Origin of the sequence: Paenibacillus silagei (assembly GCF_017874735.1) — a bacterium.
In the GTDB taxonomy this organism is placed as follows: Bacteria; Bacillota; Bacilli; order Paenibacillales; family Paenibacillaceae; genus Paenibacillus_AQ; species Paenibacillus_AQ silagei.
In genome coordinates this window covers 400,703-414,237 of sequence record NZ_JAGGLV010000001.1, presented here as the reverse complement: position 1 = coordinate 414,237, position 13,535 = coordinate 400,703, and the positions used below count along the sequence as shown (strand labels likewise).

The following is a 13,535-nucleotide window of genomic DNA, read 5'->3' as shown; positions in this document are numbered from 1 at the left end:
GCCAAGACAAAAATGTGACAGGATCTTAACTAAGCGGTGTGGTTTTTGTAAGGTCTGTGGTGGTAATTAGAAATATAGTAATATCAATATATTAACAATTTGCCGATTAGCAGATACTGGGGGGCGGCTATGGAGGATTTCAGAGATCGGATGAGGGCTGTGCAGCAGCAGCAGGACGGGCTTTTGAAGGCATATCAGTCTTTAATTGAAGAATACGAGAGCAGTGATCTCGTCCGCGAGAACGAAGTGTTAAGACGGGAAAATGGGGCAAACAGGCAGAGCCTGGCGGAGCTGAAGGCGCAGGCCGCGAGGCTTGAGCGCGACAACTCGGAGCTGCGGACTGCGCTGGCGGAGCAGATTCTGGATGAGAAGCTGGGTATTCTGCGGGTATCGCGGCAGAAGCTGCAGACTTATTTTGCCTCACGGGATCATGCGTACCTCGACCGGTTGACGTCCTTCGAGCAGGACGCCAAGCGGCGGATAGAGGAGATGTACAATATCGGGGCCCGCGAGCTGGGCCAGGAGAAGACCCAGATCACTTATATATTGGATGAGGTGCAGGCGAAGCTGAATGAGAGTATCCTGCTGCGCAGGCAATGGCAGCGGGAAGCAGAGCGTTCGCTCAGGGGGACGATGGACAGCGGGCTGGATGATTTGGCTGCTGAAGGGGTTGATGAGGAGACCCTGCTGCGCCGCCGCAAGCAGAACCGGATCGAAATGAAGATCGGTCTGAATTGGATCAACCGCCTGGGGATTCTGCTGCTGATCCTGGCAGTGGGCGCCGGGTTCAGATACACCTACTCCACCTGGTTCAATGATTATATGAAGGGCAGTGCCTTCTTCCTGCTGGGGGCAGTCATGCTGGCGGGCGGGGAGTGGCTGTTCCGCAAGGGGCGGGGAGCCTTCGCACTGGGTCTGATTGGCGGCGGGGTGTCGGTGCTGTACGGCTCGATATTTTACAGTTATTTTCTGCTGGAGATTATCGGGTTATGGGCCGGGATCGGCCTGTCGGTGCTGGTCACGCTGTCCGCTGTGCTGCTGTCGCTGCGCTATGAGTCAAGGACGATCTGTTCTATGGGGCTTGTAGGGGGTTATCTGCCGCTCTTCTCTTATATGGGAGCCTTCGGGCTGGAGGGCAGTGCAGTGTATGCGGCGATGGGGTATCTGTTTGTGCTGAACCTGCTGATTCTGCTGATCTCTCTGCGCAAGCGCTGGGTGGTTGTCAATTACATCAGCTTCCTGTTCAACACGCCGTCTATCCTGGTGCTGATTTATCTGGCAGACAGCTACGCTGCGGGCATTCTCTGCACTGTGCTGACCTTCGCCATGTATCTGGGGATTACACTCTGGTATCCGTTCAAGTTCAAGACGAAGCTTAACTGGCTGGACTTCGGCCTGCTGGGCTGTAACACGCTCGTTAGCTGCATGACACTGTATCTTCTGTTCCTGAATGCCGGGCTGGATGATTTCACAGGCGCGCTGGCGCTGGCCTTCTGCCTCATGTATCTGGGGCTTGGTGTCCTTCTGGAGAAACAGATGCCGCAGGAACGCGAGAGCCGTCTGCTGTTCTATGTCACCTCACTGACCTTCGCCATTCTGATGATTCCGTTCCAGCTGGGAGCGGCCTGGTGGTCCATCGGCTGGCTGGTGGAAGGCGTGGCGCTTACGGTCTACGGACATTTGTACCGCTTCAAAATGGTAGAACGTGCAGGCTGGGGCATCCTTTCCCTCTGTCTGCTAACCTTCTTCGGATTCGACGTTCTGCTGCAGCTCTCGGATTATAATGCGGTAATCTACTACACGAACTCCTATTTCGATCTGAAGTATACATTTATTACCGCGGGTATGGTGATTGTAGCCTTATTGTATGCCATCCGTTATTCGAATCAGGAGACGCTGCTCCGCAGCACACCTGCGGAGGTGCAGGCTACCGTCTGGTTCAAATATGCGGCTATCGTCAATTTCTACGGGTATGTGGTGTATGAAGCCTTGCGCCTGTATGACTGGATGGTGCCGGGGGATATGGCGCACAATGCCTTTTACAAGCTGCTGCTGGCAGGTCTGCTTACCTCTGGACTCGCTTATGCGCTGCCGAAGGTGAACGTTCTGTATGACAAGGTGGTCGGCATCATGATACTGGTGCTGCACGGGATCGCCTATGCGGTCTGTATCGGCATCACGTTCGGTCTGCCCAGTCTTCCGGAAGGATGGTCCGGCAGCACTGCCGCAGATGTTGTGGCGCTGGGTCTGCTTGTTCTGTTCAATGTGTTCGTATGGTTCAGCAGTGCAAGGCTGTTGCGGACAACGCTGCTGCGTGATTACAAGAATATAGAGCTGTACCCGGTAGCTATGGGCATCTATCTTCTGGTGATGGTTACGGCGTTCCTGGGGGTGCAGATGCAGGTGCGTGACGGCGGGCTGGCCTTTAGTCTGCTCTATCTGCTGCTGGCCGTGATGTTCATTATGTATGGCTTCTGGAAAAGATACCTCTATATCCGCCGCTTCGGACTGGCGCTATCCCTGCTGGCAACCGGCAAGCTGCTGCTCTATGATTTGACCCTGCTGAACACCGGCAGCAAGATCATCGCGTATTTCAGCTTCGGACTCTGCCTGCTGGGAATATCCTACCTCTACCAGCGGATATCGGTCAGAATGGAGGAAGCTTATGCACTCGAAGAGAAAGACAGGACAGAGAGCTAGAGTGGCGGCTGTGCTGCTCGCTGTATTGGGCGGACTTGTGCTGGGTCCCGCCGCTTTCCCGGCGCACAGTGCAGCAGCGGCATCCGGCGAAGCGGAGAAGACGGGCGGCGGGCAATGGAAGTTCTCACGTGAAATCTCCGTCCCGGAGGCGGTTCCGTACTATGAATTGTATCTGGATGAAGCGGTGTACCGCTCGGCGGCAGAGGACTTGCGCGATCTGCGTATACAGGACAGCACCGGCGCTCCGGTTCCCTATTATATGGAGAGCGGAGCAGAGAAGGTGGAGGAGCATAGTGCGGTCTACTCCTCAGCTCTGATCCACAAGGCAGTGAAAGGGACGGATACTCTGTTGGATTATCAGATTAAGCCGCTTGCCGAGCATGTCGATATTCAGGGGAACCGACTGGTGTTCGAATTGCCCGCAGAATCCTTCCTGAAGCATGTGGAGGTGTGGGGCGGCTATGACGGGCAGGCCTGGGAGCAGCTTGGTACAGGGGATCTGTATGCCACGAACGGGTTAAGTGCGGATAGCATTACGCTGGAGCGCAGCTACAAGTTCGGCTATTACCGGCTTGTAGTGAAGAACAACCCGGAGGGGCTGGAGTTCCCCGGCCTGACGCTGGTGGACAGCAGCCGGGAGTGGAGCACGGCTGCATTCATGCGGCAGAAGACACCGCAGACGGAGATTACGCAGGTGGAGAACCGTACCGAGATCATAATAAGCAACACGGACCGGCTGAAGATTGGGAAGGTGATGCTCGGCAGCACCGGGAATTTCCTGCGGCGCTATGAGTTGTATGATAGCGCCGGGAGCAAGCTCCCGGTCACCGGAAGCGGGGAGCTGTACCGGCTGGATTTCAAGGATACCCGGATCTCCAGGACGGAGATTCAGCCGGTTACGCCAGCCTCTTCTGATTCCCTGCGGGTGGTTATCTACAATCTGGACGATGCCCCCATCTCCATCACGGACCTTAAGATCGAATATCTGGTAGACCGGCTTGTATTTGCGGGAGGGGAGAAGACGCCGTATTCCTTGCGCTATGGCAACACGCTGGCAACCGCTCCGCAGTATGATATTATTAATTTCAAAGACCGGATCAGCGGGGAGAAGCTTGTGCAGGCTGCGCTTGGCGCAGAGACCCGGGTACCGGTAACGGCAGCAGAGCCGCCCGGCACAAGCTGGTGGCTTCAGGGCCGCTGGGGCTTCAATGCCATTATTATTGCGGTCTCGCTATTGCTTATTCTTATCGTAGCCCGCAAGCTGGGCCAGGCGAAATAGGAGATGCGGCATAAGTCCGCAGAAAGAAGGATTACTGCATGACCCTGATTACCATTTGCGTTATACTGCTCCTGCTTATTGCTGCTGCGTATCTTATCATGACTGTCTATCCGGCGTTCGGGCGCAGGGCCGGGGAGCAGGAGAGGGCCCGTAACCTCGGCTCCGCCCATTACAGCAAGGGCAAATTTGCTTATCCCCAGACTGCGGAACTGAGCGGTGACAAGGCTGGAAGCAGCGGACTCTCCATTCTGAAGGACTTTATTAAGGGTAACCCCCACTCCAGACCTGCCGAGCCTCTTCAGCCGCAGCCGCTGTTGCCGTCCTCTATAGGAGCAGGCCGCGACACCCGGGTTACCTGGTTCGGGCATTCAGCGGTGCTGCTGGAGATGGACGGCTTGACCCTGTTCCTCGACCCTATGCTGGGCCGTGCCCCGTCCCCGTTTCCGTTCATCGGCGGCCGCCGCTACAGCAAGCAGCTTCCGCTGGAGGCTGCCCTCCTGCCGCAGCTGGATGCGGTTCTGCTCTCTCATGATCATTATGATCATCTGGACTATGGAACCATCCGCCAGCTGAAGGATAAGGTAGGACTGTTCATTGTACCGCTGGGTGTCGGCGCTCATCTGCGCCGCTGGGGGGTGGCCGCAGATAAGATCCGCGAGCAGGACTGGGGAGATACGCTTACCTATGAGGGGATAACCTTCACCTGCGCTCCGGCGCGGCATTTCTCGGGGCGGAGTCTGCTGGACCGCAACACCACGCTGTGGTGCTCCTGGATTATTCAAGGGGAGAAGACCAAGGTCTTCTTCAGCGGAGACAGCGGGTATGGTCCGCATTTTGCCGAGATCGGACGTACCCATGGACCCTTCGATCTTACGCTGATGGAATGCGGCCAATATGATCCGCGCTGGGCGGATATCCATATGCTGCCGGAACAGACTGTCGAGGCGCACATCGATGTGCAGGGGGGTCTGCTGATTCCCATCCATTGGGGCGCATTCACCCTGTCGATGCATGACTGGACTGATCCGGCAGAACGGATCTCGGCTGCTGCGGCGTTAAGAGGGGTACGGCTGGCCACGCCGAGAATCGGGGAGACTGTAACCGCGGGGGCCGCAGGATATCCGGTTCTTCCCTGGTGGAGATGAGGCTGCCCGCCTGAAGGGGACTTGTGGTACAATCAGGGTTCATATATACCAAGGAGCTGACGAACGAAGATGAGCAATGAAGTGAACGAGCAGGAACTGGTGGAGGTATTGTCTGCACAGACGAAGGTGGACCCGGCCGTTATCCGGCTGGTGCTGAAGCATGAGCAGACGTTCATTAATAAGGCCAAGGCCAATGCCAAAGGCGAGGTTGATATCGATAATGATGATCTGGTTGACTATGTGACTGCGCAGCGCGATGTGAAGCTGGACGAGCTGACGGTGGAGACCATTCTGGATGCGGAAATGGATTACCTGATGGACAAGGGATTGGCCGGATATATCGACTGAAGCCTTAGCCGGTGGTGCGCGGCTGATCCCCCAAAGCCGTGCCCCTGGCAAAGGTTCTCTAAAATTTAAAATTTATTTTGTGTTATTGGCAGTAACCCTTTGCATTTGGGAAAATAGTGTGCTACAATGAAGTTAATCATAAATTTAACCCTTAATTCACATATTGTAAAAGGTTAGCATTTGTGTATGAAGCCTTTTCCAATGTGTGAATTTTTATTTGTTCGTACAATACGTAGGAATAAAAGGACATGTGTTAAATAAACTTTGGAGGTAATATCATGCAAACAGGTACAGTAAAATGGTTCAACGCAGACAAAGGTTTCGGTTTTATCGAGGTTGAAGGCGGAAGCGACGTATTCGTACACTTCTCCGCAATCACTGGCGAAGGCTTCAAGTCTTTGGACGAAGGCCAACGCGTTGAGTTCAACGTAACTCAAGGCGCTCGTGGACCACAGGCTGAGAACGTTGTAAAACTGTAATTCCACAAATAAGCTGCCCTTAACACCAGTTGAGGGTAGTTTTTTTTATGACCATGTAGTAGAGAACAAGCTTCCGTTCTGCCATAACAGTCCGTTGGACGCACTAACCAAGCTATTAGGAGGGGTACTTATGTATTTTCGTAAAAAAGCAATGGTAGATCTTCCGCAGGAAGAGACGGCTATCTGGTCCTGCACCAAGGAAGAATGCACCGGATGGATACGCGACAACTTTGCCTTTCAACATGTGCCTACCTGCTGGCAATGTAATTCGCCCATGACCCGGAGCATGAAGATGCTGCCTACGCTCGTTAATAAGAATTTGGACGCGAAGGCTATTAAGAAGAGTGTGACTATCCACTAAGGCTGTCGCTCTTTGACCGGTTTATACGAAATTAGAGGAGAGTAACCCTATACCGCTGTCCGTTTCTTGCCCGCAATGGGCTATTTTTTTTGGATTTTTACCTCTATATATAAAAGGCATTTAAAGTTTGAACTCGAAGCTTGGTCGTCACTGCGGTGAACATTTGGACTTCCGGCCGCTGTTGTCACCAGATTTCTTGATTTTAACCGCTAATCGCGGTGGAAATCCGGTGACAAAGGCGGACGCTATCGCTCCTACAGTTCCAAATTTCCCCTCCGTTTCTTTTTGCTTTTCGTTAATTTCTTTAGTACCTCTTTTATAAAACGGTACTATCCATGAAAAAGACGGTAAAGCCATTCTTAAACGCCGGCGAATCAGCGGGTTGACAATAATGGATAATACAGGGATGATGGAGCTATGAGAAAATATTTTCTGCTCCTGACGTTACTTGCGGTTGCCTTGAATGCAGCGGGGATTTTTTATCATAAGCCTATGCTTAACATTATCGCGATTGGTCTGATTCTGATCTTGATTCCGCTGGATATTTATCTGGAGCCAACCCGCCGCAAGGTGATAAGCTACTGCATCGGCGCGGTATTGCTGGCTCTGCTGTGGGCGGCCCTGCATTTCGAATGGATCACTCCGTTAATGTTCATCTAAGTAGTCTTCTGTGTAAGCCCTTAGGGCAGCTCCTCGAACCGGGAGAACTGTGCTAAGGGTTTTTTGTTGCTGGTATCCTTGGGGACTTCGCAGCCGTCTCTCCACTGCGGGCAATGATTTATCTTGACAAAACTCCCGGGGTTTGGAGAATAGAGTTGGAAACGCTGCCAACGAAAGAGGGAATTCTGATGCTTCAGAGGTTCAGAGAGCTCAACACACTGCGCAATCAGATATTCATCGGTTTTTTGCTGGTGATGCTCATTATTATTCTGGTGTCCGGGGCATTTGTGTATGACCGTGTCTCGATTCTGCTCAAAAATAATGCCGAGCGGCATATCCAGCAGACGGCGGTTCAGGCCAACGGAAGGCTGGACGCGCTGACCGGCCAGATTGACGGTCTGATGGAGCAGGTGGCCAATCATCCTACCGTTCAACAGCTGCTGCTGGAGGAGCTGGACGGCAATGAGGTGTCCTTCAATCAGCGCCAGTCGCTGCTGCAAATTGTCTCCAGCTATCAGGCGTACATGCCGAGTGTAGGCTCGCTGGAGCTATATACCGCTGATTACAGGCTGCTGTTCCCGATTAAGGAAGGCAGCCTGGAGAGCAGGATTAACGAGCAGCATATCAGTGAGGCTAATGCCCAAAAGGGGCGGCTGGTCTGGATCGGCGTTGATCCGCATGATGATCAGAGCCTGCTGGCGATCCGCCAGGTCAGCCTGATGGACCGCTGGTTCTCGCGGGGCGGCTACCTGATGGCCCGCATCCAGCGCAGCTACTTCCAGCTCGACGATCCGTTCTCCGGCAGTGACAGCGGGGAGTCTGTGCTGCTTGTGAATGATGAAGGACAGCTCCTCGGGAGCAGCGGAACGCCGCAGGAGGATCTGCTGCCGCTGCTGGAGAGCGGGGATCAGACGGTGAGCTTCCGGGGCAAGGAGTATGTGCAGGTCAAGCTGCGCTCGGACAAGACCTCCTGGACGCTGCTGGTGCTGACACCTGTCAGCTATGTCACCAAGGGACTGTCCGTGCTGCGGACGGTGCTGCTGGTGTCAGGCGGAATCGGAACCCTGCTGTTCCTGATTATATCCTTTCTGTTGTCGACAATGATTACCCGGCCGATTATTCACCTGATCCGGGCGATGCGCAAATCCCGTATGGGGGTGCTGACCCCCAATTCGCAGAAGGTATCGACCATGGAGCTCCGGGAGCTGAATAATACCTACAACGGTATGGTGGCTAATATTAATGATTTGATCAGGGTGGTCTATGAGAAGGAGGTCCTGCAGAGCCGGACCGAGCTTAAAGCCTTGCAGGCGCAGATCAATCCCCATTTCCTGTTCAATACGCTGGAGGCCTTCAACTGGTCACTGGAGGAGAAGGGAGAGGAGGAGCTGGCCGGATTAGTGGTCATGATGTCCAGGCTATTCCGCTACATTATGGGCAGCCCGCACAACAAGGATGAATGGGTCACGCTGAGTGAAGAGGTGGAGCAGATCAGGCGGTATCTGCGGATTATGGAGATGCGGATGGGAGAGCGGCTGTCCTGGGACATCAGGCTTGACCCGCATGAGGCTGCTGTGCCGGTACCTAAGCTGCTGATTCAGCCGATTGTCGAGAACGCAATTCTGCATGGAGTGGAGAGCCGCGTCGGCAAGGGCGTGATTGAAGTAATCATCACCCCCTCCTCCCGCAAGGGTTGGACCTCAGTGGAGGTGTCGGACAACGGGCCGGGTATGGATGAGGCCACGCTGCTGGCGCTGCGTGATGCGCTGGATGGCGGGCCCCCGGTCTCTGCCAAGGGCAGCGGAGTCGGGCTGGTGAATGTGCAGCGGCGGCTGAAGCTGTACTATGCGGAAGCGGGCATGAAGACGGAGGGGCTGATCGTAGAGAGCCGGCGGTCTGAAGGGACCGTAATAAGGTTTGAGATTCCAAGCAATGGAGGAGATACCTATGAGTCTGGGCAACAAGACGATTCTAATCGTAGATGATGAACCAAGAACGCGTCAGGGGATTAAGCAGACGCTGGAAGTATGGGCGGCAGGCCGGTATATCGTGGAGACCTGCGACAACGGGGTGGAAGCGCGCGAGCGGCTGCGGCAGGAGCGCGTCCATCTGCTGATCACAGATGTGCGCATGCCGGAGGTGAGCGGGCTGGATCTGATCCATTCGCTGCAGGAAGCTCCCCGGAAGCCGGTGATCATTGTCATCTCCGGCTATGCGGAGTTCGATTATGTGCAGCAGGCGATGCGGCTGGGGGCAGTCAATTATCTGCTGAAGCCGCTGGACAAGTCCGAGCTGCTGACAGTGGTCGAGGATGCGCTGAAGCGGGAGGAGGAGCAGCAGCGCCATGTGAAGCTGGAGAAGCTGGTGGATCACAAGCTGCTGGAGATTGACCCGGAGCAGGCCGGGATGGGGCAGCCGGTTAAGGAGGCCATTGCCTATGTGGAGCAGCATTTGCACGAACAGCTGACGATGGCTGAGGTAGCGGGGATGATTCACCTGAATGCCAGCTATTTCAGCGTGCTGTTCAAGGAGCAGGCCGGGGTCTCCTTCACTGAATATCTGTCCCGTCTGCGGATTCAGCGGGCGAAGGAGTTATTGCTCCAGACCGCGCTGCCGGTCGGGGAGATTGGAGAGCGTGTAGGGTATCGGACGGATAAATATTTCATTAAGGTTTTCAAGTCCTTGGAGGCGATAAGCCCGAGCCGGTACCGTCAGCAGATGAAGGGCGGAGCGCAGGAAATCCAATAAATGTGGTATTTTAGCCAATAAATGTGCCCTTATCTGCCTCAGAGTACGATGCTAGAATTTGAATGATAGCGATTACATGGATAATTACGGCCTTTTGCAATGTGAGATGGGGAGGCAATGGCAATGCGAAGGAATCACATGACCAAGGGGCTGCTCCTGGCCTGCATCTGGCTGCTTGTTCTGACAGGCTGCGGCTCTGCGGGAGAGAATAATAGTGAGCTTGCAGCTACCGGTGCCTCTTCCCCCAAAATAACCATTCATATGATGCACATCTGGCCCGCCGGACTCTCCGCGCAGCAATATAAGCTGGTCAGCCAGATTATCGCAGAATATGAGAAGGAGCATCCGGGTATTATCATCAGGCAGGATGTGCTGGAGAATGAGCAGTATAAAAGCAAGCTCAAGGTGCTCTCCGCTTCCAATGACCTTCCCGATGTAGGCATAACCTGGGCAGCCGGCTTCATGGAGCCTTATGTAAGAGGCGGATTATTTGCTCCGCTGGATGACATCCTGCATGGCGGGCAGCTTAAGGATAAGTTCCTGAAGAGCACTACAGAGTCTTATGTTGTCGATAACAAGACCTATGCGCTGCCTCTGGAGATGAACATCTCACCGATCTTTTATAATAAAGAGATCTTCGCCCAATATAATCTTCAGGTGCCAACAACATATGAGGAGTTCAAGGCAGTTGTGAGAGCGCTCTCCAGTCATGGTGTGCCTCCGGTGGGGCTGGGTAATAAGGACCGGTGGACAGGCTCGCTGTGGTATATGTATCTGGCGGACCGTATTGCCGGAAGTGAGACGCTCAAGCGGGCAACGAAGGGGACGGGCTATTTCGATGATCCCGGACTGGTGCAGGCAGCAGCGGAAGTGCAGAACCTCGTCGATATGAACGCCTTCAACAACGGTTTTAACGGCTTGTCGTATGATGAGGGCAAATCGGAATTCATGGAAGAAAAGGCGGCCATGTACCTGACCGGTACCTGGGAGTTGCCCAACTTCACGACCAACCCGGAGATTCCGCAGGCCTTCAAGGACAAGGTCGGCTTCTTCAAATTCCCTACGGTGGAAGGCGGGAAGGGGAATTCGGGCGACTGGGTAGGCGGTCCGGGTGTCGGACTGTTCGTAGCGGAATCGTCCAGGGTGAAGGAGGAGGCCAAGGCTTTTGTCGAATACTTCGTCTTCAAATGGGGCGAGGCTTCAGTGACGAGTGCGGGGGTGATTCCGGCGACCAAGGTCGATACCACGAATGAGGAGCTGCCGCAGCTATACGTGGATCTGCTGAATGAACTGAACAATGCCAGCAGTATTACCCTGTTCGCGGATGTGCAGATGAAGCCGCATGCTGCCCAGGTCCATCTGGATATGATCCAGGCGCTGTTCGGCAAAGCAGTCACGCCGGAGCAGTTCGCAGCCAGACATAAGGTTGCAGTAGCCAAGGGGAACTGAGCATGGGATAAGCTTATGACAAAGGGATGCTAATCAGCCGTATTTCCGGTGGCTGATTAGCATCCCTTATTGGTGTGGCGAGCCGGCCTGAGGTACTGCCGCAGAATTAGTGCGCCGGAGCGGCCGGAGCGGCTTCCGGCGGTTCGTGCTGGATCAGGCCATGCTTCTCCCACGCTCGGCTCTTCCAGCGGAAGTACATAATAACAGCCCGCACCCATTCGTCGAACGCTGTGGCCAGCCATACCCCGGCCAGACCCAGATCAAGTGTGAACACCAGGAAGTAGCCCAGCGGCAGACTCATGCACACCATGGAAATCATGCCCATGTAGACCGGGAACTTGGCATCGCCCGACGCGCGCAGCGAGTTGATAATGACCAGATTGCAGGTCCGTCCGGTCTCCAGGAAGAAGCTGAGCAGGATGACCTGGGCGCCCATAGCGATAATCAGCTCATTATCCGTGAACAGACCCAGCAGCGGCTTGCGGAACAGAATGACGATCAGGTCCATGATGACTGTGACCAGCAGCGCCCACTTCACACTGGTGAACACCCGTGAGTAAGCCTCCTGCGTCCGTTTTGCACCTACAAGATGCCCCACAATAATTGAGGTCCCCATTGCCACCGCTACGCTGAACAGGAAGATGTAGTTCGAGATATTAACCGCATACTGACGGGTTGCCATGGCCTCGGCCCCCAAATAGGTGATGTACAGGGTGAAGACGAGCTGGCAGCACTGGTACATTACGGATTCGAATGCGGACGGAATACCGATTTTGAGAATCTGCAGCACGTATTTCTTGGAGAGGTGAACGTAATAGCTCCATTTCACGCGTACCTCCATAATCCGGTAGAGCAGCAGGAAGAAGATCAAGAGAGCGATGGAGCGGCTGATTACGGTTGACACGGCCGCACCCTCCACGCCTAGCGCAGGCAGTCCGAAATGGCCGAAGATCAGCAGATAGTTACCGCCGACATGGATAACGTTCATCAGCAGCGATACCGCCATCGTCTGCTTGGTGAAGCCATGGGTCCGGATAGTGGCGGCCAGCGCGTTGATGAGGGCCTGCAGGAAGATCGCGCCTCCGACAATGTTGATATACGAGCGGGCGTAGGCGAGAATGTCACCCTTCACGTTCAGCGCCTGCAGCAGGTGGCCTCCGAGCAGCAGCATCACTGTACTAAGTACGATCCCTACGGCAAGATTCAGGGTCACCGCATTGCCGATCACTCGGGCGGCTTCCTTGGGCTGCTTGGAGCCGAGGTATTGCGACACGACGATCGCTGCGCCGTTCCCGATGACACTAAGCGCCAGAATGGCTATGGCAATAATCTGATTGGCCGCGCCGACACCGGAGACCGCATCATCGGACACCGAGCTGATCATGAAGGTATCCATACTGCCCATCAGCATGAACAGGAACAGTTCCAGGAAGATCGGCCAGGTCAGCTTCATTAAGTTGAATGTCTTGGGCTTACTTGTTTCCATCATACACCTTCTTATTAGGATTCCTTGCGGCTGTGAATCTTTGAATCAAATGTATGGTAGCACAGCTGTTGTGAAAATGCAGTAGGATTTCAGACATGCTGCCTGAAAATCCGCCGGCGTCGCCCAATAGTATCCTACAGGTGACTACCTCACTTTAAAGTGCCTACTTCCCTAATCGGCAGTATATCCCTAAACTGAGAAGCAGCACTTCCTAAAATATATTACGGATAAGGAGAACTTACACATATGAAATTACAGTTAGCACTCGATCTGGTGGATATTGCCGGAGCCAAGGCGGTTGTTGCAGAGGTTGCCGAATCTATAGATATCGTTGAGATTGGAACACCGGTCGTTATTAATGAGGGGCTGCATGCGGTGAAAGCGATCAAGGAAGCTTTTCCGGCGCTTACGGTGCTGGCCGATCTCAAAATCATGGATGCTGGCGGATATGAGGTCATGAAGGCAGTGGAAGCAGGCGCGGGCATCGTAACTGTGCTGGGTGTATCTGATGATTCAACGATCCGCGGTGCGGTGGAGGAAGCGAAGAAGACAGGTGCAGAGATCCTGGTCGATCTGATTAACGTGAAGGATCTCAAGGCCAGAGCCGCTGAAGTGGATGCGCTGGGCGTGGATTATGTCTGCGTGCATTCCGGCTATGACCATCAGGCTGAGGGCAAGAATTCCTTCGCAGATCTGAGAGATATTAAGAGCGTGGTTACCCGGGCCAAAACTGCAATTGCCGGCGGCATTAAGCTGAGTACGCTGCCTGAAGTGATTGCTGCGCAGCCTGATCTGGTAATCGTGGGCGGGGGTATTACTAGCGAAGCCGACATGAAGGCAACTGCTGCGGAAATGAAGCGCCTTGTAAGCCAGGCTTAAG

At 54.3% G+C, this 13,535-nt stretch carries 12 protein-coding genes; 11 read left to right on the top strand and 1 reads right to left on the bottom strand.

Translation table 11 applies throughout. The features are described from left to right. Positions 1-129 precede the first annotated feature (129 nt). The 10 genes from J2Z70_RS01660 to J2Z70_RS01615 all read left to right on the top strand — a co-directional run bounded on the left by J2Z70_RS01660 (position 130) and on the right by J2Z70_RS01615 (position 11,169). Positions 130-2,700: a DUF2339 domain-containing protein gene (locus tag J2Z70_RS01660; protein ID WP_209868689.1), complete on the top strand. Its 2,571-nt coding sequence runs from the start codon at positions 130-132 to the stop codon at positions 2,698-2,700. Then, the gene (locus tag J2Z70_RS01655; RefSeq protein ID WP_209868687.1) at positions 2,666-3,979 is read left to right on the top strand and encodes a DUF3999 family protein; all 1,314 of its coding nucleotides are present in this window, start codon (positions 2,666-2,668) and stop codon (positions 3,977-3,979) included. The genes J2Z70_RS01660 and J2Z70_RS01655 overlap by 35 nt, the downstream gene beginning before the upstream one ends. A gap of 38 nt (positions 3,980-4,017) precedes the next feature. Next, positions 4,018-5,124, top strand: coding sequence for an MBL fold metallo-hydrolase (locus tag J2Z70_RS01650; protein ID WP_209868685.1), 1,107 nt, complete (start codon positions 4,018-4,020; stop codon positions 5,122-5,124). Positions 5,125-5,193: 69 nt separating this feature from the next. Then, the gene (locus J2Z70_RS01645; protein ID WP_036722720.1) at positions 5,194-5,472 is read left to right on the top strand and encodes a hypothetical protein; all 279 of its coding nucleotides are present in this window, start codon (positions 5,194-5,196) and stop codon (positions 5,470-5,472) included. A 278-nt stretch (positions 5,473-5,750) separates the two neighbouring features. Continuing rightward, positions 5,751-5,951: a cold-shock protein gene (locus J2Z70_RS01640; RefSeq protein ID WP_036722718.1), complete on the top strand. Its 201-nt coding sequence runs from the start codon at positions 5,751-5,753 to the stop codon at positions 5,949-5,951. A 130-nt stretch (positions 5,952-6,081) separates the two neighbouring features. Beyond that, the gene (locus J2Z70_RS01635; protein ID WP_036722714.1) at positions 6,082-6,312 is read left to right on the top strand and encodes a cold-shock protein; all 231 of its coding nucleotides are present in this window, start codon (positions 6,082-6,084) and stop codon (positions 6,310-6,312) included. Positions 6,313-6,729: 417 nt separating this feature from the next. Continuing rightward, the gene (locus J2Z70_RS01630) at positions 6,730-6,972 is read left to right on the top strand and encodes a hypothetical protein (protein WP_209868683.1); all 243 of its coding nucleotides are present in this window, start codon (positions 6,730-6,732) and stop codon (positions 6,970-6,972) included. A gap of 188 nt (positions 6,973-7,160) precedes the next feature. Next, positions 7,161-8,957: a cache domain-containing sensor histidine kinase gene (locus J2Z70_RS01625; RefSeq protein WP_036728290.1), complete on the top strand. Its 1,797-nt coding sequence runs from the start codon at positions 7,161-7,163 to the stop codon at positions 8,955-8,957. Further along, a complete protein-coding gene (locus J2Z70_RS01620) occupies positions 8,920-9,720 on the top strand; it encodes a response regulator transcription factor (RefSeq protein ID WP_036728093.1) in 801 nt (266 codons plus the stop codon). Before J2Z70_RS01625 ends, J2Z70_RS01620 begins: the two co-directional genes overlap by 38 nt. A 123-nt stretch (positions 9,721-9,843) precedes the next feature. Beyond that, positions 9,844-11,169 (top strand): extracellular solute-binding protein, encoded by a 1,326-nt coding sequence (locus J2Z70_RS01615; RefSeq protein WP_036728095.1) that lies wholly within the window; start codon positions 9,844-9,846, stop codon positions 11,167-11,169. A 106-nt stretch (positions 11,170-11,275) separates the two neighbouring features. Here J2Z70_RS01615 and J2Z70_RS01610 read toward each other — a convergent pair whose 3' ends face one another. After that, positions 11,276-12,655, bottom strand: a complete 1,380-nt coding sequence (locus J2Z70_RS01610; RefSeq protein WP_209868681.1) for an MATE family efflux transporter — start codon at positions 12,653-12,655, stop codon at positions 11,276-11,278. A gap of 246 nt (positions 12,656-12,901) precedes the next feature. Between J2Z70_RS01610 and hxlA the strand changes: the two genes are divergently transcribed. Further along, entirely contained in the window at positions 12,902-13,534 is a 633-nt protein-coding gene (gene hxlA, locus J2Z70_RS01605; protein WP_036728098.1) for a 3-hexulose-6-phosphate synthase, read from the top strand. Position 13,535 lies beyond the last annotated feature (1 nt).